Raw genomic sequence first — 20,147 nt, 5'->3', positions numbered from 1 at the left:
CCCGCCTGTGTGAGCGCGCGGGCCCCGCCGAAATCTGGGCCACCGAGACGACTGTGCTGCTGGCGGGGGCCGCTGCCGATGTGTGGTACCGCAAGCTGGGCCTGATGGAAATCCGCGGCAAGGCCGAGCTGCAGATGCTCTATCAGGTGGAGTGGCGCGAGAACGAAGAGCCCGACTCGCTCACCATGCAGGCGGCGCTGGTCAGCAGTTTTGCTCCGGCCGATTCCATCCTGGGGCAGATCCAGTTTTCCTGGCATGGGGTGGACATGTCTTTCACCTCGTCGGATGCGCCCGTGCATGTGGGGCGCGCCAACCATGCCCAGCTGTGCATCAATGACCCCCGCGTTTCACGGCTGCATGCGCGCATCGACTGGCGCAACAGCGGCTTTGTGCTGACCGACATGAGCAGCTTCGGCACCTGGGTGCGGTTTGACGGCAGCGACTCGCCCGTGCGGCTGCGCCGCGATGCCTGCATCCTGCATGGCACGGGGCAGATTGCGCTGGGGGTTCCCTTTACCGAGTCCAGTGCTCCGATCATGAACTTTCAGGTCGCCGGCACCAGCGTTCATCTGGGCTGAGGCCGTCGGCTGCCGCCGACAGCTGTCACAGCGCGGCGGGCTCCCGGTCTGCGCGCAGCCCTTTCACTTCCGAACCAACAGAAATAACCCAGAACAATCAGGAGACACGAGACATGGCGTGGATGAAGCGAACGGCCGTCGGGCTGGTGGTGGCGGCCTTGCTGGCTGGCACGGGGGCCGCCGTGTATGTACAGCGTAGCTTTGCGACACTGGATGGCAAGTTGGTCGTGAAGGGCCTGCGGCAGGCCGTGCATGTGCAGCGCGATGGCGCAGACGTCACCCACATTCGCGCGCAGAGCCCGCAAGACGCCTGGTTTGCGATGGGCTACGTGCATGCGCAGGAGCGCACCTGGCAGCTGGAGTTCAACCGCCGTGTGATGCACGGCGAGCTGTCCGAAGTGTTTGGGCCTGCCACGCTGGAGACCGACAAGCTCATGCGCACGCTGGACATCATGGGCACGGCCAGGCGGCAGTATGCAGGCCTGCCGTTGTATGCCCAGGAGGCCCTGCAGGCCTACAGCCAGGGCATCCACGCCTTCCACCAGAACCGCCCCCAGGCGCTGCCGCCGGAGTTCCATATCCTGGGCGTTCAGCCCGGCGGGACCACGGGCGCTGTGTGGGAGCCGGAGGACAGCGTGGGCTGGGCGCTGATGATGGCGCTGGACCTGGGCGGCAACTGGGGCAACGAGTTTGCGCGGCTGTCCGTTGCGAAAACGCTGGACACCGAGCGCTTGTGGCAACTGATGCCACCGTACCCGGGCGAGCGCCCCGCAGCCTCGGCCGACCTGGCCGCGTTGTACCGGCAGTTGGGGGTGTACCGGGCCACCGATGCCAGCGCTTCTGCTGCACCGGCGGCCGCCGCTGAACCGGTCGACCGGGGAGCTGCATCTGCCGCGCTGGGTGACGGGCCTTTGTCCCGCCAGATCAGTGCCGGCATGCTGGCCTGGGCTGACGAACTGACCCGCAATGCGGGTACCAACGAGGGCAAGGGCAGCAACAACTGGGTGCTGGCGGGCACCCGCACCGTCAGTGGCAAACCGTTGCTGGCCAACGACCCGCACCTGGGCCTGTCGGCACCCGCCATCTGGTACTTTGCGGGCTTGCAGGCTCCCGCAGGCCAGGCGTCTGACGGCACCCCCATGGGTGCCATCGACGCGGTGGGCGCCACCTTGCCCGGCATGCCCTTTGTGGTGCTGGGCCGTACGGACAAAGTGGCCTGGGGCTTCACCAACACCGGCCCCGATGTTCAGGACCTGTACCTGGAGCAGATCAACCCCGCTGATGCCTCGCAGTACCGCACGCCCGAGGGTTGGGCGCCCTTCACGGTGCGCAACGAAACCATCCGTGTGAAAGGGCAGGCCGACGTCGCCCTGAAAGTGCGCAGCACCCGGCATGGCCCTGTGTTGAGCGACGCGCAGAAGTCGCATGCCGACGTGCTGGACCTCGGCAAATACGTGCTGGCGCTGCGCTGGAGCGCGCTCGATGTCGACAACCAGACGGTGCTGGCGGGCCTCCAGACCAACCAGGCGAAATCGGTGGACGCGTTGTTCGCGGCCCTGTCGCACTACCACTCGCCGATGCAGAACGTGGTGGCTGCCGATGACCAGGGCAACATCCGTTTCAAGGCCGCAGGCCGCGCACCTGTGCGAGACCCGGCCAACGACATCCGGGGCGTGGCGCCCTCACCGGGCTGGGATGCGCGGTACGACTGGAAGGGCTGGCTACCGTATGACCAGACGCCCGAGGACAACGGCGCCCGGGGCTGGATTGCCACCGCCAACCAGCGGGTGACCGCGCCGGACTATCCCCACTACCTCACCCAAGACTGGGCCTTGCCCTACCGCTACGAACGCATTGCGCAGCTGATCGAGGCGACCGACAAGCACGACGCCGCGAGCATGCAGGCCATTCACCGCGATGTGACCTCGCTGGCCACGCGCAGGCTGCTGCCCTATCTGCAGCAGGCCAAGTCATCACACCCCCTGGCCGCAGCTGCGCAACAGCAGCTCCAAGGCTTTGACGGTGTGATGGATGCGGGCAAGGCTGCGCCCCTGGTGTTTGCCGCATGGACCGACGAGCTGGCGCGTGGCCTGATCGTGCCGCGCATCGGTGACGCGCGGTTTACCGCCACCTACGGCAAACGCGACTACCGGGCCGCGCTGGAGGGCATCCTGGAGCGCAACGACCCCTGGTGGTGCCAGCCGGCATCGTGTGCAGAGCAGTCGGCCGCAGCCCTGGGACGCGCGCTCGACCTGCTGCAGGCGGCCTACGGCGCAGACCCCGCGCAATGGCGCTGGGGCGCGGCGCACCCGGCACTCAGCGTGCACCGGCCATTTGGCAATGTGCCTGCACTGGCCCGCTTTTTTGACGTGAGCGAGCCATCGCATGGCGACGCCTACACCGTCAACGTGGGGCAGTACAACGCGGGCGAAGCCAAGGGGCCGTTTGTGAACCGCCACGCCGCATCGCTGCGCGCGGTGTACGACCTGGCCGACCTGGAGCAGTCGCGCTTCATCTACCAGACCGGACAAAGCGGCCTGGTGTTTTCGCCGCGTTACCGCGACATGAGCAGCACCTGGGCGCAGACGGGCTACCGTGCCCTGCAGCGCCAGCCCGCAAGCTGGGCCCATGAGCTGACGCTGGCCCCCGCACCGGCGGCGCAGTAACCACTGCTGGAGATCACCATGGGTTTTGTTCCGCTGATCGAGGTGACCCGGGGCGACCTCGCCGAATGCCAGCACTGGGGCGCCGTGGCGGTGGCCGACCGCCATGGCCGTGTGCTGGCGCAGGTGGGCGACCCGTACACGGTCACGTTCACGCGCTCCACCATCAAGGCATTTCAGGCCCTGCCGTTCATGCAGTCTGGCGGCGCCCAGGCGCTGGGCTGGGGCGCGGGCGAACTGGCCCTGCTGTGCGCCAGCCACAACGGCGAGGCCATGCATGTCGAGCAGGTTGAGCACATGCTGGGCAGTGTGGGGCAGAGCTACCACGCCTTGCGCTGCGGCTGCCACCGGCCACTGTTTGCCGAGCTGGGGCTGGGTTCGCTGCCGGACGGCTTTGTGCCTGACGAACGCCACAACAACTGCAGCGGCAAACACGCCGGTTTTGTCGCCCATTGTGTGCGGCAGGGCTGGCCGCTCGACAACCATCTGGACCCTGCGCACCCGTTGCAGTGGGCGATTCGTGAGCGGGTGGCGCAGGCAGTGGGGCTGGGGCCTGAGCAACTGGTCATGGGCATCGATGGCTGCTCCGCCCCCAACTACGCCATGCCGCTCGCGCACCTGGCCCGGGGCTATGCGCGCCTGGCGGGTGGGGCGCCCGACACGGATCTGGACCAGAGCCTGACCGCACTGGCCGATGCCATGGTGCAACGCCCGGAGCTGGGCTCCGGCACCGGCCGGCACGACCTGGATTTCGTGCGGGCAGGGCAGGGCGACTGGGTCTCGAAGACCGGGGCCGACGGGGTGCAGGTGGTGGGCAGCCGCAGCCGTGGCGAGGCCTTTGCCCTCAAGATCATGGACGGCAACATGACGGCGCAGGTGGCGGCTGCGGTGGAGGTGATGGACCAGCTGGGATGGCTGGACGCCACCCAGCAAGAGGCCCTGGCGCCGCGCAGAAACGCGGTCATCCGCAATGCCAAGGGGTTGGTGGTGGGCGGCCGGCGGCCGGTCTTTCGCTTGCAACGCGCAGCGGCTTGAGTCCGGGCGACGTCTGGGTGGCTACCGCCGGAAGTGCCGGTTCCTGGTCCCACGGCGTGTTGGGCAGAGAATTTGATTGAAATCGGCCGGTAGCGCACTATTCATATGCGCTGGCTGCTTCAAAAAATGTAGCAAAAGGCTCGATGTCCGGCAGCACGTAGATCACCCCCGGTGCCCGCCCGAACCAAGGTGCGATGAACTGGTCGTAGAACGCGGCAGGTGCGTTAACGCAGCCGTAGCTGATGCGTTTGTCCCGCGCGCCGGGGCTTGCAAGACGCTGCAGGCGGCGCTCTGTGGCGCTCACGCTGCGCACCCGGTGCAGTGAGACGGCAGCGTCGTAGTCGATCCACACAATGTCATCACCCTGCAGGTTGCGGCCGGGCTCAGTCACAAAGCGGCCAGCAGGGGTGGTGCGTTCGTGCGGGCGGATGTGGGCCAGCGGCTTGGCACCAATGCCCGGGGCTGAGCGGTCGCCTGCAGCCGCACCCAGCAGCACGGGCGCGCTGCCCAGCCATTGGGCCTGGGCAGAAAACACGTGGATCCGCGCAGCGGGCTTGTCGATCACGGCAAACGGCAAGCCCTGGTGGTCGGCCATTGCGGTGGACCAGCGCACCAGCTGGCGCACCCGGGCCGAGGCATCGTCGGGCAGCGCCAGGGCGGTCCCCGGAGCGGCGATCGCACCAGCCACGGTGATGAGGGCAAGTCTGCGGTCCATAGAGAAGAGCATGTGGGCTGTTCAGATCGCCAAAAGTGAATGCGGCGGGGGCGCTCCGGTGCGGTGTAGTGCCCATGCGCTTGGGCAGTGGCCGCACCAGCCGTTCGCCGCTTCGCCCTTCCGGCATGGTGAACCAGGTCACAGAAGGCGTTCCGCCAGTTTGCCGCAGCGGCCGATGCCCCCAATAATGCCTGCATCCGTGACTTCCGCGAAGCCTTGGGCTTCGAATCGCCATGTTTGACCGTCTTCGCAAAGCGCTGCATCTGCCCGGTGGCCCGAATGCCGCACGGCCCGTGTCCAACCAGGAGGTGGTGCGTTGGGCGGCCAACCAGCGCCTGGCAGTGGTGCCGCAGGCCGTGGACGGGCATTTTGACCTGGGGGGCGACCTGAATGGCCACCCGTGGCGGCTGGAATGTGGCAACCCCACGCGTGACTATGTGCGCGGCCTGGAGTTGCGGGGGCGTGCCGACCTGGGGGTGGACCCGGACGCGGCGGTGATGGTGCTCAACCGCCCCTTGCAGGAGTCCCTGGAGGGCAATGCCTACAACGCCATCACCGACACCCTGCAGACCACGGTGAATGCCAGCCTGCCCGAGGAAATGCGCTGGCTGGCCATGTTTGAAGAGGTGACCTGGCCGGGCCTGCCCGCCTCGTTTCGCCAGCACTTTGCGGTGGTGGCCGAGCGCATGGAGACCGCGCAGCGCTGGATCCATGCGCCGGTGGTGTCCCAGTTGCTCAACATGGTGGAAGGTGAGGGCGGGGAGGTCCGGGCGCAGTCGCCGCTGCTGTTGATGCTGGTACGCGGCAAGGTGTATTTGCGCATGGAGCACACGCAGCGCAGCCTGACGGAGATCGCACAGGCCACGCAGCTGCTGCTGGCGGCCGCCCAAGGGGCATTACAGAACCTGCCGCCCCCTCCGCCCGCGGGTGTGCCGACGGAAGGCGGTGCAGGCCCGCAGTAGGGCCTGCGGGTGTCAGGTCCTACGGAGGTTGGCGTCAGCTGCCGCGGGTGACCGGCACGGCGGCGTCGCGGCCGTAGGTGCCGTACTTGCCCAGCTCCCACTTGGCAATCGCGTTGCGGTGCACTTCGTCCGGGCCGTCAGCAAAGCGCAGGGTGCGCGCACCGGCGTAGGCATAGGCGAGCGGGAAGTCGTCAGACATGCCGCCACCGCCGTGCACCTGCATGGCCCAGTCGATGACCTGGCAGGCCATGCTGGGCGCCACCACCTTGATCATGGCGATCTCGGTCTTGGCGACTTTGTTGCCGGCCACGTCCATCAGCCAGGCAGCCTTCAGGGTGAGCAGGCGGGCCATGTCGATCTTGCAGCGGGCCTCGGCAATGCGCTCCTGTGTCACGGTCTGTTGGGCCACAGTCTTGCCAAAGGCCACGCGTGACGATGCGCGCTTGCACATCAGCTCCAGCGCACGTTCGGCCAGGCCAATGAGGCGCATGCAGTGGTGAATGCGTCCAGGGCCCAGGCGGCCTTGGGCGATCTCGAAGCCACGGCCTTCACCCAGAAGGATGTTGGAAACGGGCACACGCACGTTCTCGAAGGTCATTTCGACGTGGCCGTGCGGGGCGTCGTCATAGCCCAGAACATTCAGCGGACGGATGATCTTGATGCCAGGGGCGTCGGCGGGCACCAGCACCATGCTCTGCTGCGAATGGCGCGGGGCTTCGGGGTCGGTCTTGCCCATGGTGATGAACACGGCGCAGCGCGGGTCGGCCGCACCAGAGATCCACCACTTGCGGCCGTTGATCACGTACTCATCGCCCTGGCGCTCGATGCGGGTCTCGATGTTGGTGGCGTCGCTCGATGCCACATCGGGCTCGGTCATGGCGAAGGCCGAGCGGATCTTGCCTTCGAGCAGGGGCTTGAGCCAGCGGGCCTTGTTGGCTTCGTCGCCGTAGCGGGCAATGGTTTCCATGTTGCCGGTGTCGGGCGCGGAGCAGTTGAACACCTCGCTGGCCCATGGCACGCGGCCCATGATTTCGGCCAGCGGTGCGTATTCCTGGTTGGTCAGGCCGGCACCTGCATAGCCGGATGCTGCGGCGCTGTCGACCGGCAGGAACAGGTTCCACAACCCGGCGGCCTGGGCCTTGGGCTTGAGGTTCTCGATGGTGTTCAGCGCGCTCCAGCGCTTGCCTGCGACGGTGTTGGCGGCCAACTCATCCTTGTAGGCAGACTCGTTCGGATAGATGTGGTCATCCATGAACTGGAGCAGCTTGGCCTGCAGTTCCTTGGTTTTGGGCGAGTAGTCAAAGTCCATGGGTTTCTTCTCCGTTGGTAATCGTGGGCGGCGCTGGTGTTGCGTCGTGTGTTCAGCCGCGTTGCGCGAAGGACCAGGCCAGCTGGGCCATGGGTCGTGCGGTGTCGCCCGAGGCCTTGGCCTGGGCGCTGGAGGCCGTGCCAGCCTCTACCCGCTTGGCAATGCCCTGCAAAATGGCGGCGATGCGGAACATGTTGTAGGCGAGGTAGAAGTTCCAGTCGGCACGCAGCGCATCGGGCGTGGTGATGCCGGTGCGCTCGCAGTACAGGCGGATGTAGGTGTCTTCGTCGGGAATGCCCAGCGCGCCCAGGTCCAGCCCCGCAATGCCACGCCCCAGCGAGGCAGGAATGTGCCAGCTCATGCAGTGGTAGCTGAAGTCCGCCAGCGGATGGCCCAGTGTGGACAGCTCCCAGTCGAGCACGGCGATCACGCGGGGCTCGGTGGGATGGAACATCAGGTTGTCCAGGCGGTAGTCGCCGTGCACGATGGACACATGGCCCTCGTCGCGTGCGCTGGCGGGCATGTTGGCGGGCAACCATTCCATGAGGCGGTCCATCTCTTCGATGGGCTGCGTGATGGAGGCCACGTATTGCTTGCTCCAGCGGCCGATCTGGCGGTCAAAGTAATTGCCGGGCTTGCCGTAGTTGGCCAGGCCTCGGTCTGCAAATTTCACCGTGTGCAGCGCTGCGATCACCCGGTTCATCTCGTTGTAGATGTCACCGCGTTCAGCTGGCGTCATGCCGGGCAGGGACTGGTCCCACAGCACGCGGCCCTGCATGCACTCCATCACGTAGAAGGCGCGCCCAATCACCGACTCGTCCTCGCACAGCACAAACATGCGCGGCACGGGAACGTCGGTGCCGTACAGGCCGCTCATCACCGCAAACTCGCGCTCGATGGCGTGTGCTGAAGGCAGCAGCTTGGCCACGGGCCCGGGCTTGGCGCGCATCACGTAGCTGGCGCCGGGGGTGATGAGCTTGTAGGTGGGGTTGGACTGCCCGCCCTTGAACATCTCTACCGTCAGCGGGCCCGCAAAGCCCTCCATGTTCTTGGAGAGCCATGCAGTCAGCGTTTCGATGTCAAAGGCGTGCTGATCGGAAACAGGGCGGGTGCCGACGAAATGGTCAAAGTTGCTCATGGAGGCGGATGAAGGTTCTGGCTGTCAGTGATGGGGTAAGTGAGTCAGTTGTCGGCTTCAGCGATGCGCATCAGGGCTTCGCGGTCCCGCACCACCAGGCCGCCCGGCTCGATGCGGATGGCGTCTTCGCGTTCCATGGCCTTGAGTTCCTGGTTCACGCGTTGCCGCGACGCACCCAGCAGTTGTGCCAGTTCTTCCTGCGCCAATTGCAGGCTGATCCGCATTTCGCTGCCGTCCGACAGGCTGGGCACGCCGTAGCTGCGTACCAGGTGCACCAGCTGCTTGGCCAGGCGCGATCGCAGGGGCAGCGTGTTGAGGTCTTCCACCAGCCCGAACAGCTGGCGAATGCGCCGCGCATGCAGGCGCAGCATCGCTTCGTACAGCTCGGTGTGCACGGCCAGGATCTTGCGAAAATCGGCCTTGGCCACACACAGGATCGTGGTGTCGCCGTGCGCGTAGGCGTCGTGCGTGCGCCGGTCCCCATCGAAGATCGCCACATCGCCGAACCAGATGCCCGGCTCCACATAGGTCAGCGTGATCTGCTTGCCCGAGATGGATGTGGAGCTCACCCGCACTGCACCGCGCGCGCAAGCAATCCACTCCTCGGGCGGGTCGCCGCGTGCGGCGATGAGGCCGCCGTCCTTGAAGCGTTTGACGTATGCACATCGCAGGATGTCGTGGCGTAGCGAAGGTGAGAGTGATGAAAACCAGCGACCGGAGTTGATCGCTTCACGTTCTTCGATAGTAAGAATCGGGTCGTCCATGGCCTGTCTTTTGGGTGACTAGAAACAGGCCCATTGTCGCGTCAGGGACCTGCGCAATGCGTCAGGGTTGTCACCTGCGTGTCTGCGCGTAGGCCAAAAGAAAACCCCCGGCGCTGGGTGGCAGCGTACCGGGGGTTGATGGGTCTGCGACGGTGGATGCGTCGAGGCGTTTGTGGTGCAGCGCTACTCGTAGCGGGGCACGCGCTTTTCCAGAAATGCGGCGATGCCTGCGCCGCCATTGGCGTGGTGCAGGTTCTTCACGAAGTGGTCGCGCTCATGGCCCAGGTGGTGTGTGAGCTGGGCATGGGGAGCTTCGTTCAGCAGCTCCTTGATGCTGGCCAGTGCATTGGGTGCACGGGCATTGAGCTGCTCGGCCAGCGCCAGGGCGGTGTCGAGTGCATTGCCTGTTTCGGCAAGGCGGTTGACCAGGCCCAATGTGTGCAGGCGTTCTGCGCCGATGCGGTCCCCGCACATGAGAATCTCGGTGGCAATCTGGCGGGGCAGCGCGTGGGCCAGGCTCCAGCTGGCGCCGCCATCGGGCGACAGGGCCACGTTGCTGTAGGCCATCACAAACACGGCATTGCGGGCCGCCACGATGAAGTCGCAGGCCAGTGCCAGCGAAAACCCTGCACCGGCTGCGGCGCCCTCCACGGCGGCGATCACCGGCTTGGGGTAGGTGCGGATGGTCTCGATCCAGTTGTGCAGGCCTTCAATGCTTTGTGCCTGCACCTGCGGCGCTTCCTGGCGGTTGGCCAGCAGGCGCTGCAGATTGCCGCCCGAGCAGAACATGCCATCGGCGCCCGTGATGACCACGCTGCGGATGTCGGGGCTGCTTTCGGCCACGCCCAGCGCTTCCACACCCGCGGCATACATCACCGGGTCGATGGCATTGCGCCGCTCGGGGTTGCGAAGGGTCAGGATCAGGGTTTGGCCCTGGCTGGTGCTCTGGAGTTCTGCGGGCATGGTGGTCTTCAGTGAGGTGGCCGTGGTGCTTGGCAATCAGTCTTCTTCGACATGGCTCAGGCTCAGGCCAATTGCACCCCTTCGGCGCAGCCATGGGCTGGGGCGGTAGCGCGTGTCGCCATACACGGTCTGCATGTTGAACAACACTTCCAGGATGTTGGTGGGGCCCCAGCGGTCGCCCATGGCCAGGGGGCCCAGCGGGTAGCCCAGGCCCAGGGTCACGGCGGTCTCAAGATCCTTGGGGGTGCAAATGCCTTGCTGGCAGATGTCGCTGGCGATGTTCACGATGGTGGCCACCACGCGCTGCGTGACGAAACCACCGCTGTCACGGATCACACTGACAGCCTTGCCGTCGCGCGCAAACAGCGCATGCGCCGCGTTGCGGATGTCAACGCGCGTGGCGGGGTTGGTGGCCAGCACGCGGCGCTTGGTCGCGGCGTCATCGATGAGCATGTCGATGCCGATGGTGCGGGCTGGGTCCAGCCGCTCCACCACGGCGACGGTGGTCACGTCAAAGCCCAGTGGGGCAACCAGCGTGATGGCCTGGGGGGAGGGGGATTGGCCGGTCTCGATGGTGGCCCCCAGGTCCTTGAGCAATTGGTACAGCTCGGCCCGGCGTGCAGCGCGCGAGGACACCCACACCGGCGGAATGTCGTTGACCACGGGGGCAGGCGCCTCGGCAGGCACCTGCGCAATGCCCTCCACGTAGCGATAGAAGCCTTCGCCCACCTTCTTGCCCACCACGCCCCCCGCCAGACGCTGCGCGGTGATCACGCTGGGGCGGAAACGGGGTTCGTCGTAGTACTGGCGGTAGATAGACTCCATGACCGGGTGCGACACGTCCAGCGCCGTCAGGTCCATCAACTCGAAGGGCCCCAGCTTGAAGCCGACCTGGTCGCGCAGGATGCGGTCGATGGTGGCGAAATCGGCCACACCTTCGCCCACGATGCGCAGGGCCTCCGTGCCGAAGCCGCGCCCCGCGTGGTTCACGATGAAGCCAGGGGTGTCCTGCGCCTGTACAGGGGTATGGCCCATTTCCTTGGCATACGCGGCCAGCGCAGTGCAGATCGCTGGATCTGTCTTGAGGCCCGCGATCACCTCCACCACCTTCATCAAAGGGACGGGGTTGAAGAAGTGGAACCCAGCCAGGCGTTCGGGGCGCTTGAGGGCTGCGCCAATGGCCGTCACGGACAGAGAGGACGTGTTGGTGGCCAGCACCGCATCGGCGCGCACCACCCCTTCCAGTTCGACGAAGAGGGCCTGTTTGGCATCCAGCCGCTCCACGATGGCTTCCACCACCAGATCGCAGGCCGCCAGGTCTGCCGCTGTTTTGACGGGGTGCAGCCGCGCGGTCAGTGCTGTGGCTTGGTCCGCTTCGATCCGGCCCTTGGCGACCAGCTTGTTCCATTGCTCCTGCAGGGCGGCCCGTGCGGCGTCGGCGGCTCCGGGGTTGGCGTCCAGCAGAAAAACCTGACTGCCAGCCTGGGCAGCAATTTGTGCGATGCCTCGGCCCATGGCACCGGTACCCACGATGGCGATGTTGGGAAACTGAATTTTCATAGCGGCATTATGGCTCTGGCCTTATCTGGGTCTTATGTGCAAGAATCCTCCGGACCGAAAAACAGAATTGATTGTGAAAATCCGTAACACCGTTTTTGGACCAGGATTGTGGGCGCTTGCAGCCGGTGCTTCGGCGCTGTCCCTGGGTAATGGTAGTGGTACGGTCGTGTTGGGCGCCCCGGTCGATCTCTCGTTCGAGTTGCAGCCCGACCCGGGCACGGATGTCGCATCGTCCTGCGTCACGGCCAAGCTGGTGGCAGGCGACAACGCCATCAGTGACAACAAGGTGCGCGTGGTCCCATTGCCCGAGGTGCGTGGGCGTCCTTCAGGGGTCCGCGTGCTGGCCTCGGTATCGCTGGATGAACCGGTTCTCACCGTGACCCTGACCGCAGGGTGCAACGGAAAAACCACGCGCAGCTACACCTTCCTCTCGGATTTGCCGACCACCGTCACCCGGTCCGCCTCTGCATCCCCGGTGGACTTGGCGCGGCTTCCTGCAGCAACCCCCAGCGCAGCTTCAGAGTCACAGCGTTCGCCTTCACAGGGCAGTGGCAGTGCATCTGCGGCTGCCGCCGGTGCTATGCAGGCCACCAGGCCCCGTGACAAGGCGCCTGCACTGGCAAGGGCCTCGGGCTCGCCCTCCGCTGAGAGCCGCCCTCCCGGCTCTGCAGCTGCCGCACGGCCTTCCGTGCGTGTGGGCACGGCAGCACCTGGCAAGTCGGTGGTGGCCGCTGCACCTGCAGCGCGCTCGCGTTTGGTGGTTGAGCCCCTGGATACCTGGCTGGACAGTCCTGTGGCGTTGCGCTCTACCGCGCAGCTACCCACGGCGCCTTCTGAAGAGATGTCGGCCCTGCGCACCCAGGCCGCCGCGTTGTGGAGGTCGTTGAACGCGCAGCCGGAAGAATTGCAAAAAGACGGCGAACGGTTGAAGGCGCTGGAATCAGACACCGCCGCATTGCGAGCACAGGCCGCCAAGGACCGTGGAGCCGCTGGCCAGTTGCAGCAGCAGCTGGAGGCGATGGAGCAGGAGCGTTTTCCTGCGACGGTGGTATATGCCTTGGGCGGTCTGCTGGCCTTGGCCTTGGCGGGGGTGGCATGGATGTGGTCGCGGATGCGCAGCGCCTCTGACAAGGCAGTGCGTTCGTGGCGCGATTCTGTGGCCTTGGGCGCACGTGGCGATGCAGCATCGGCGCATGAAGAAGCGGTCAGTCTTACCCCCCATCCCGGCGACACCTGGCTGCCGTCTGAAACCCAGCCTCATGCCGTCGCGGCGAATCCCGAGTCCGGTGCCATGCCCCTGCGCAAGGCAGCCCCTGCGGCCGTGGAACCACGCTTCGTAGCGACCAGCCCGGCGGCGAGTGCTCCCGCTCCCTTGCAGGCGAAGTCGGTTTCCGCGCCGGCCGCCGCCTCGGTAGCGCCCCACATCGTCAACCCTGAAGAGCTGTTTGACATCCAGCAGCAGGCTGAATTTTTTGTTTCGGTGGGCGAGCACCAGCAGGCCATCGAGGTGCTGAAGAATCACATTGCCGAGCACCGCCAGACCTCTCCGTTGGCCTACCTGGAGCTATTGCGGCTGTACCACACGCTCAGCCGTGTGGATGAGTTTGCGCAGCTGCGAACGCAGTTCATGCAGTCCTTCAACGCGCAAGTGCCGGAGTTTGCGGGCTTTCACCGCACGGGCCGCATGCTGTACCACTACACCGACGCACTCGCCGAGATCGAGGCCGAGTGGACAACGCCTGCGGTGCTGGGCTTGCTGGAGAAATTCCTGTTCCGCCGCATGGGCGCTGAAGCGGTGGAGCCGTTTGATCTGGCGGCCTATGACGATCTTTTGCTGCTGCTGGCGATTGCACAGACCACGCCCGCCAGTGCGCGCGGTGCAGCGCCCCCGCGCAAGCGGACGACGCCCCTGGCACCGCCCCGGTCCGAGACCCTGGTGGCACCTGCAGCTCCGGAACCGGTGGCGCTGCACGACGACCAGCCGCTTGATTCACTGGCAGCCAGCCTCGAGTTCGAGTTTGCGATGAAGGCCCAGCAGGAGCCCGAGCCCGTGCGCTCTGCAGCCACTCCCTCCAGGCCTGCAGCAGCATTAGGCGAGGATTCGCGGGGCATTCCGCTTGACCTCGATCTGTCGGACCCACCCCACCTCACGCTGAGCGATCTGCCCCCGGTGCCCGTGACGGCGCCGCCGCCAGCGGGCCAGCCGGTCGGCTTTGGCATGGAGAACGATCTCATGGAGCTCCGCCTTGAGCTGGAGCAGATGAAGAAGCCCGACAACAAGTAGCGAGCAGGCGACCAATCGGCCTCCCGGCGACTATCCAGGTGGCGCTGCGATGGTCGTGAGGGATGCGCGATAACCGCCGTGGCAGCTATCGCCACCGAGCCGTCACCGCATCAGCGCCATCAGCTCTGCGGCCGATGCTTCAGGGTCCGGTGCATTGACCAAGGCACGCACCACGGCCACGGAACCCACGCCAGTGGCCAGTACCCTGGGGAACTGCTCGGCGCTGATCCCACCAATCGCCACCTGCGGGTAGTGCCGCATCAGCCGCGCATACACGCCCAGCCTGCCCACGCCCTGGGGAGCGGTGGCCATTTTTTTCAGGGTCGTGGGGAACACTGCACCCATCGCGATATAGCTGGGCCCCACGGCGTCGGCACGCACCATTTCGGCATATCCATGGGTGCTCACGCCCAGGCGCAGGCCCGAGCGATGAAGCGTTTGCAGTTCCTCGGCGGTGAGTGCGTCCAGGTCTTCCTGGCCCAGATGAATGCCGTAGGCGCCAGCTTCGATGGCGTCCCGCCAGTGATCGTTGATGAACAACAGCGCGCCCGTGCCTTGCACCGCCTGGACGGTGGCCTGAACTTCGGTCCGGATGGCCTGGGCGTCGTCCGACTTGAAGCGCAATTGCACCGTGGGCACCCCGGCACGTGCCATGCGGCCCACCCACTGGGCGTCGGGCAGTACGGCATACAAGCCCAGGTGCTCCGGGCACGCGGCGAACTGCTGGGCGCGCGGAAGGCGCTGCAGGCCAAAGTCCTGGGGCTCGTCCGGCCATTGCTCGGGCTGTGCACTGCCAGTGCGCAGCGCGCGCACCTGCCAGGCGCGGGCCAGGCATTCTGCGTCATGGGCGATGAAGCCCAATTGGCTGCAGGCCTGTAGCGCGGCGAGGTAGACAGGGTCCTGCAACGTGGGGGCTGGCACGGGCTCGGGAGCAAACCCCGCAAAGGTGGCCGCGTGGTGGCTCAGGATGGCCTGCGCCAGGGTGGTGGTGTCATGCATGGGCGTGGTGCCAGAAAGGGGTGCCCAGCACGGGGGTGCTGGGCTGGGCGGCGTCTTGTGCGGCCATGGCACCGGCCAGGCGGGCTGCGCGCCCGGCGCTGACGGCATCGGCAAATGCGCCGGCCATGGTCACGGGGTCTTGGGCCAGAGCCACGGCGGTGTTCAGCAGCACGCCGTCGTAGCCCCATTCCATGACCTGGCAGGCGTGCGAAGGCAGGCCCAACCCGGCATCCACCAGCATGGGCACGTTCAGGCGCTCGCGCAGCGTTTGCAGCGCATAGGGGTTGACCGGGCCGCGCCCGGTGCCGATGGGGGCGGCCCAAGGCATCACGGCCTGGCAGCCCACATCGACGAGGCGCTGGCAGAGCACCAGGTCTTCGGTGCAGTAGGGCAGCACCTGAAAACCTTCTTTGATGAGGTGCTCGGCCACGCCCACCAGGTTCAGCGTGTCGGGCTGCAGGGTGTAGTCATCGCCGATCAGCTCCAGTTTGATCCAGGGGGTGTTGAACACCTCACGCGCCATCTGGGCGGTGGTGATGGCCTCTTGCGCGCTGTGGCAGCCAGCGGTGTTGGGCAGCACGGGCACGTTGAGCTTGCGCAGCAGATCCCAGAAGCTGCTGCCGCTTTCGGCCGGGTTGCTGCCCTGGCGGCGCAGGGATGCCGTAACCATGGCGGGCTTGGCGCGTTGCACAGCGGCTTCGAGCACGGCGGGCGATGGGTAGCGCGAGGTGCCCAGCAGCAGGCGGCTGGCGAACGTCTGGCCATACAGCACCAGCGGGTCTTGGGGCGTCGGAGTGGTCATTGGTTTACTATGATTTTTGTAGCTGCTAGTGCATGATTTATAAGCGCTTACAGCTCTTTTGATTGAATTTTGGCTGATTCAGCCGCCCGTGACCGGCGAGATGATCTCCACACGGTCGCCAGGCTGCAGCGCATGGGCGGCGTAGCGGGTGTTGGGCACAAAAGTGGTGTTCACCGCCACGGCAAACGGGGGGCGCGCTTCGATGGCGGCCACAGCATCGGCCACGGTGGCGCCTTCGGGCAGTTCGTGCGGGATTTGGTTGATCGAGATGTTCATGCAAATGCGGGGGCTGCAACGCCGGTCGGGGCGGGTGCCGCTGGCTCCAGTTCCAGCCGGAGGTCAAAACGTTCGGACAGGGTCGATTGTCCCGTGTTCAGCACCTCCAGGGTCACATCCAGCATGGCGGGCGAGATCATGAAGCCGTGGCGGTACAGACCGTTGATCTCCAGCACGCCCGGGCGGGTCTGGCGGATGGCGGGCAGGTTGTCGGGCAGCGTGGGGCGGCACTGCGTGGCCAGCTCGAGGATGCGGCCCTCGCCAAAGCCGGGGTGCACCGCATAGGCGGCGCTCAGCAGTTCCAGGGTGGAGCGAACACTGGCCGGGGAGCGGTCGTCGGACTCGATCTCGGTCGCGCCAATGACAAACAGATGGTCTTCCTTGGGCGCAATGTAGATGGGGTAGCGCGGGTGCACCAGCCGGGTGGGGCGCTGCAACGTGACGTCGGGCGCATGGATGCGCACCACTTCGCCACGCACGCCGCGCAAGGCACTCCACTGGCCCTTGGCGCCCAGGCCCCGGCAGTCCAGCACCCGGTCTGGCTGGCCGGGTGCGCCGGGCGTAAAGGCTTCGGGCGACTGGGGCGTGTGCCAGTGCATGCGCACTCCCAGGCGCTCCATTTCCACCACCAGGGCGGCCAGCAACTGGCGGTTGTCTAGCTGGCCTTCGCCGGGCAGGTAAAGGCCCTGGTTGAAGCGGTGCGTAAGGGCGGGCTCCACCTGCTCCAGGGCGCCACTGTCGAGCTTTTGCAGGGCGGGCAGCTCGGGCAGGCCGCGCTGGTTGTTTTCGAGCTGGCGGGTGAAACGCTGGGCTTCGGCCGCGTCCTGGCGGTGCCACACGATCAGCGTGCCGGCTTGCTGAAAAAACACCGCTTCTGACAGGGCTGCCAGCAACTCGGGCCAGCGGGTCAGCGCGTGGTGGCCCATGCGCACCACGCCGGGGTCGGTGATCGCAGACTCTGCCAGCGGGGCCAGCATGGCCGCAGCCACGGTGGCGGCCGAGTTTTCGGCGGCGGGGCTGCCCGCGTCGTAGATGTCTACACGGTGCCCCAGACGCGCAAGCTCCACAGCCAGCAGACGGCCCATGAGCCCTGCGCCCAGGATGGCAAAGGAAGAAGGTTGAAGTGACATAGCTCCGTCAGTGTGTCCGTGGTGTGGCAAGCAGCCATGGACAAAACGGGGTCACCGTTGATGGAAACTCCCCACGCCAGCATGACCTGGATCGGGTAGCGGGGCTGCTGCGTGTGCCGCAGTGCACAGGGTTCTGTGCGGGCCCCAGGGTATTTCTCAGTCGCGCACCATGCGGTGGGACACCCCTGTTTCGTCCGAAAAATGAATTACAGCACATCCCCCATGCGCCCCGTTTTGACGTGGCGCATAGGCCATAATTTTTGCCATGATTTCTCCGACGACCTCCTCGCCCTCCACGGGCCACCGCTACGCACGCGTGCTCTCCATTGCCGGGTCTGACAGCGGCGGCGGCGCGGGCATCCAGGCCGATCTCAAGACCTTCAGTGCCTTGGGCTGCTATGGCATGACGGCCATCACCGCCATCACGGCCCAGAACACCTGTGGGGTGACAGGCATCCACGGCATTCCGCCCGAGATGCTCAAGGCCCAGATCGATGCGGTGGTGCAGGACATTGGCGTGGACGCCGTCAAGATCGGCATGCTGCACTCACCGGACGTGGTGCACGTGGTGGCAGAAGCCATTCGGACCTATCAGCTGCCGCACGTGGTGCTGGACCCGGTGATGGTGGCCACCAGTGGCGATCGGCTGATTGCCCAGGAGACGGTGGCCGTGCTGGTCCAGGAGCTGTTTCCACTGGCCGAAGTGGTCACGCCCAACCTGGACGAGGCCGGCTGGCTGCTGGGGCGCAGCATCGAGGGCGTGGAGGCGCTGGAGCTGGCCGCTCAAGACCTACTGCGACTGGGCGCCCGCGCCGCGCTGCTCAAAGGTGGGCACCTTCCGGGCGACTGGGTGGTGGATGTGCTGGCCGTGCAAGGCCGGGAACACGCACAAGGACAGGGCCACCGGTTGCAGTCACAGCGCATTGCCACCCACAACGGGCATGGCACCGGGTGCACCCTGTCGTCCGCGATTGCCGCGCAGCTGGCACTGGGCCAGCCGCTGCAGCAGGCCGTGGAGCAGGCACGGGCCTACATCCTGGGGGCCATTGCTGCCGGGGCGGATGTCACCACCGGCCACGGCCATGGTCCCCTCAACCACGGCTACGCGCCCGTGGCGCAGCGGGTGTTTCAGGCACTGTAGAGTGATTTTTGGGTGTTTTGAGGTTCAAGCGCTAGTCAATCATGCGCTGAGCGCTCATCTTTTTATAGTGATTGATTGGTTCAGTGTGCCTTGGGCCTCGTGGCCCAGGCGAGCACAAAGCTGAACACCAGTGCGGGCAGGGCAGAGCCCGCGTCAGGCAGTACCTTGGGTGCCAGGTGGTACACCGCGATACCCGCCAGCCAGATGGCCACGGGCGCCGCATTCACCTTGCGCGCAGCCGCGAGCAGGGCGGGCGCATCGGTGCCGAAGGCCAGGCGCCCCAGAATCACGCCAAACAGCGGCACAAACACCGAGCTGAGCAGCAGCAAGAACGGCTCCAGGCTGTGCATGGGTAGCACCAGTGCCAGCCCGGTGCACAGCGCGGCCACCAGCAGGCCCCAGGCGCGCACGCCCCAGCGCGGCAGCAGGCTGTGGGCCGACACGGCGCCCGAATAGGCGTCGCCATAGGCGTTGTCCACCTCGTCGATCAGGATCAGTGACAGCGCAATCAGCCCGCCCTGGGCCAGCAGCAGCGCCTGCACCAGGTCCTGGCTGGGCAAGGTCAGCGCCACCAGCACACCGAGGCTGTAGCACCAGATGTTGGCCAACGCATAGCCCAGCCAGGTGCCGCGCAGTGCCGAGCCGCCGTTCTTGCCATGGCGCGCGTAGTCGGCCACCAGCGGCAGCCACGAGATGGGCATGGCGATCACCAGGTCCAGCGCAGGCAGCACGCCCATGCCGCCGTCGCCCTTGCGTGTCCACAGCGCTTCAAAACCTTGGGTTTGCGCCAGCGAGAGGAACTGCCACGACAGCCACAGCAGCGACAACACGACCAGCGGCAGGGCAATGCGCGCAATCAGCTTGCGCACCAGCTGCACCATCGACCCGCTGATCAGCAGCATCACCACGCCGCCCCACAGCAGCGTCGCCAGCACGGGCCAGTGGGCACCGGCCATGGCGCCCGACTGCTGGCCGATGGCCACGGTGGCATCGCGCATCACCACCAGCTCGAACGTGCCCCAGCCCACCAGCTGCACGATGTTCAGGATGATCGGCAGGCTGGCAAACGTGCGGCCGTACACGGCATGCATCAGCCCGGCGCTGGCCAGGCCGCTGTCGCATCCCAGCTTGGCCACCCAGCCCAGCAGGCCCGCGCCCACGATGGAACCGGCGACGATGGCGATGAGTGCCTCTTTGGTGCCCAGCGCAGGCATCAGGTAGGCACCCACCTGCATGACCAGCAGGCCCACGCCCAGGCTGAACCAGAGCGAGGCGTGGTCATGCCACTGGAAAACGCGGCGGTCGGGGGAGACGGGAGCCAGCGCTTCGTTGGTGGCGTGCGTGGCAGGCGATGAGGACATGGAATGGCTCCGTAAGCAGATACAGAGCAGGGGCCGCCCACCAGTGCGCCCTGAAGTGTTCAGGGCCGTGCCATGGCGGACTTGCTTCCCTGCGCGAGGATGATCTCAAGCCTGCAAAGTAAAACAATGCAGGCAACAGGTTCGAAGGGTTTGATCTCAGCCCAGCAACGGATTTATTGCAGGACACCCCCAGCGATATGGTTGGATTCTAGTTAAACAGGGTTGAGTGAGGTCAACGAGCTGTTTCACAAGTGGCGCAGTTCATTTCCTTCATGGGTGAGAATGGCGCCTTGAGGCAGCGGTGACTGTCTCGAGCGGGCCCGCTAGCGTCCCCCGCCGTGGGGAAGCATTCGGCCAGTAGCAGTTGGTGGAGCTTAGGGCAACGCTGATTAAGGTCCACCATTGAGAGGGGTCAAACGTTATCCGCAGATGAAGCAGCAGACCTTGGCAATGGCCGCAGATCAAGA

17 protein-coding genes and 1 riboswitch are annotated in these 20,147 nt (G+C 66.0%); of the genes, 6 read left to right on the top strand and 11 right to left on the bottom strand.

The genetic code is table 11. The features are described 5' to 3' along the window. The 3 genes from DBR23_RS30475 to DBR23_RS10150 all read left to right on the top strand — a co-directional run. On the top strand, positions 1–578 hold a 578-nt coding region (locus tag DBR23_RS30475; protein WP_233250379.1), incomplete at its 5' end, for an FHA domain-containing protein. Positions 579–691: 113 nt separating this feature from the next. Then, positions 692–3,244: a penicillin acylase family protein gene (locus DBR23_RS10155; protein ID WP_108498161.1), complete on the top strand. Its 2,553-nt coding sequence runs from the start codon at positions 692–694 to the stop codon at positions 3,242–3,244. Between the two features lie 18 nt (positions 3,245–3,262). Continuing rightward, positions 3,263–4,276, top strand: coding sequence for an asparaginase (locus DBR23_RS10150; RefSeq protein ID WP_108498160.1), 1,014 nt, complete (start codon positions 3,263–3,265; stop codon positions 4,274–4,276). 97 nt (positions 4,277–4,373) lie between these two features. Here the strand turns inward: DBR23_RS10150 and DBR23_RS10145 are convergent, their stop codons facing one another. Continuing rightward, positions 4,374–4,991 (bottom strand): hypothetical protein, encoded by a 618-nt coding sequence (locus DBR23_RS10145; RefSeq protein ID WP_108498159.1) that lies wholly within the window; start codon positions 4,989–4,991, stop codon positions 4,374–4,376. A 233-nt stretch (positions 4,992–5,224) separates the two neighbouring features. Between DBR23_RS10145 and DBR23_RS10140 the strand changes: the two genes are divergently transcribed. Then, positions 5,225–5,953 carry a hypothetical protein gene (locus DBR23_RS10140; RefSeq protein ID WP_108498158.1) on the top strand — a complete coding sequence of 243 codons (729 nt, stop codon included), beginning with the start codon at positions 5,225–5,227 and terminating at the stop codon, positions 5,951–5,953. Positions 5,954–5,987: 34 nt separating this feature from the next. On the opposite strand, the gene DBR23_RS10135 is transcribed toward DBR23_RS10140, so the two are convergent. The 5 genes from DBR23_RS10135 to DBR23_RS10115 all read right to left on the bottom strand — a co-directional run bounded on the left by DBR23_RS10135 (position 5,988) and on the right by DBR23_RS10115 (position 11,687). Beyond that, the gene (locus DBR23_RS10135; protein ID WP_056067410.1) at positions 5,988–7,262 is read right to left on the bottom strand and encodes an acyl-CoA dehydrogenase family protein; all 1,275 of its coding nucleotides are present in this window, start codon (positions 7,260–7,262) and stop codon (positions 5,988–5,990) included. 52 nt (positions 7,263–7,314) lie between these two features. Further along, positions 7,315–8,400, bottom strand: coding sequence for a phosphotransferase (locus tag DBR23_RS10130; RefSeq protein ID WP_056067412.1), 1,086 nt, complete (start codon positions 8,398–8,400; stop codon positions 7,315–7,317). Positions 8,401–8,444: 44 nt separating this feature from the next. Next, on the bottom strand, positions 8,445–9,164 hold the full coding sequence (locus DBR23_RS10125; protein WP_015013747.1) for a Crp/Fnr family transcriptional regulator: 720 nt from the start codon (positions 9,162–9,164) through the stop codon (positions 8,445–8,447). Between the two features lie 183 nt (positions 9,165–9,347). Next, complete coding sequence (locus DBR23_RS10120) at positions 9,348–10,127, bottom strand: oxepin-CoA hydrolase, alternative type (RefSeq protein WP_108498164.1); 780 nt, start codon at positions 10,125–10,127, stop codon at positions 9,348–9,350. A gap of 36 nt (positions 10,128–10,163) precedes the next feature. Then, a complete protein-coding gene (locus DBR23_RS10115) occupies positions 10,164–11,687 on the bottom strand; it encodes a 3-hydroxyacyl-CoA dehydrogenase (protein WP_108498157.1) in 1,524 nt (507 codons plus the stop codon). Between the two features lie 166 nt (positions 11,688–11,853). Between DBR23_RS10115 and DBR23_RS10110 the strand changes: the two genes are divergently transcribed. Beyond that, positions 11,854–13,971, top strand: a complete 2,118-nt coding sequence (locus DBR23_RS10110) for a hypothetical protein (protein WP_233250378.1) — start codon at positions 11,854–11,856, stop codon at positions 13,969–13,971. Between the two features lie 102 nt (positions 13,972–14,073). Here DBR23_RS10110 and DBR23_RS10105 read toward each other — a convergent pair whose 3' ends face one another. From DBR23_RS10105 to thiO, 4 genes are all read right to left on the bottom strand, one after another. After that, positions 14,074–14,970 carry a thiamine phosphate synthase gene (locus DBR23_RS10105; RefSeq protein WP_108498155.1) on the bottom strand — a complete coding sequence of 299 codons (897 nt, stop codon included), beginning with the start codon at positions 14,968–14,970 and terminating at the stop codon, positions 14,074–14,076. Further along, on the bottom strand, positions 14,963–15,772 hold the full coding sequence (locus DBR23_RS10100; RefSeq protein WP_108498154.1) for a thiazole synthase: 810 nt from the start codon (positions 15,770–15,772) through the stop codon (positions 14,963–14,965). Before DBR23_RS10100 ends, DBR23_RS10105 begins: the two co-directional genes overlap by 8 nt. Before the next feature lie 78 nt (positions 15,773–15,850). Next, positions 15,851–16,048, bottom strand: coding sequence for a sulfur carrier protein ThiS (thiS, locus tag DBR23_RS10095; protein WP_056067422.1), 198 nt, complete (start codon positions 16,046–16,048; stop codon positions 15,851–15,853). Further along, positions 16,045–17,178 (bottom strand): glycine oxidase ThiO, encoded by a 1,134-nt coding sequence (gene thiO, locus DBR23_RS10090; RefSeq protein WP_108498153.1) that lies wholly within the window; start codon positions 17,176–17,178, stop codon positions 16,045–16,047. Before thiO ends, thiS begins: the two co-directional genes overlap by 4 nt. A gap of 51 nt (positions 17,179–17,229) precedes the next feature. Further along, a riboswitch (TPP riboswitch) is annotated at positions 17,230–17,375 on the bottom strand. Between the two features lie 68 nt (positions 17,376–17,443). On the opposite strand from thiO, the gene thiD reads away from it, so the two are divergent. Beyond that, complete coding sequence (gene thiD, locus DBR23_RS10085; protein ID WP_108498152.1) at positions 17,444–18,319, top strand: bifunctional hydroxymethylpyrimidine kinase/phosphomethylpyrimidine kinase; 876 nt, start codon at positions 17,444–17,446, stop codon at positions 18,317–18,319. Positions 18,320–18,399: 80 nt separating this feature from the next. On the opposite strand, the gene DBR23_RS10080 is transcribed toward thiD, so the two are convergent. Then, entirely contained in the window at positions 18,400–19,680 is a 1,281-nt protein-coding gene (locus tag DBR23_RS10080) for a cytosine permease (RefSeq protein WP_056067427.1), read from the bottom strand. Positions 19,681–20,147 lie beyond the last annotated feature (467 nt).

Origin of the sequence: Acidovorax sp. HMWF018 (assembly GCF_003061035.1) — a bacterium.
Taxonomy (GTDB): Bacteria; Pseudomonadota; Gammaproteobacteria; order Burkholderiales; family Burkholderiaceae_C; genus Acidovorax; species Acidovorax delafieldii.
Note: the sequence above shows the minus strand (reverse complement) of the source record. Positions and strands in the feature narration are given on the sequence as shown.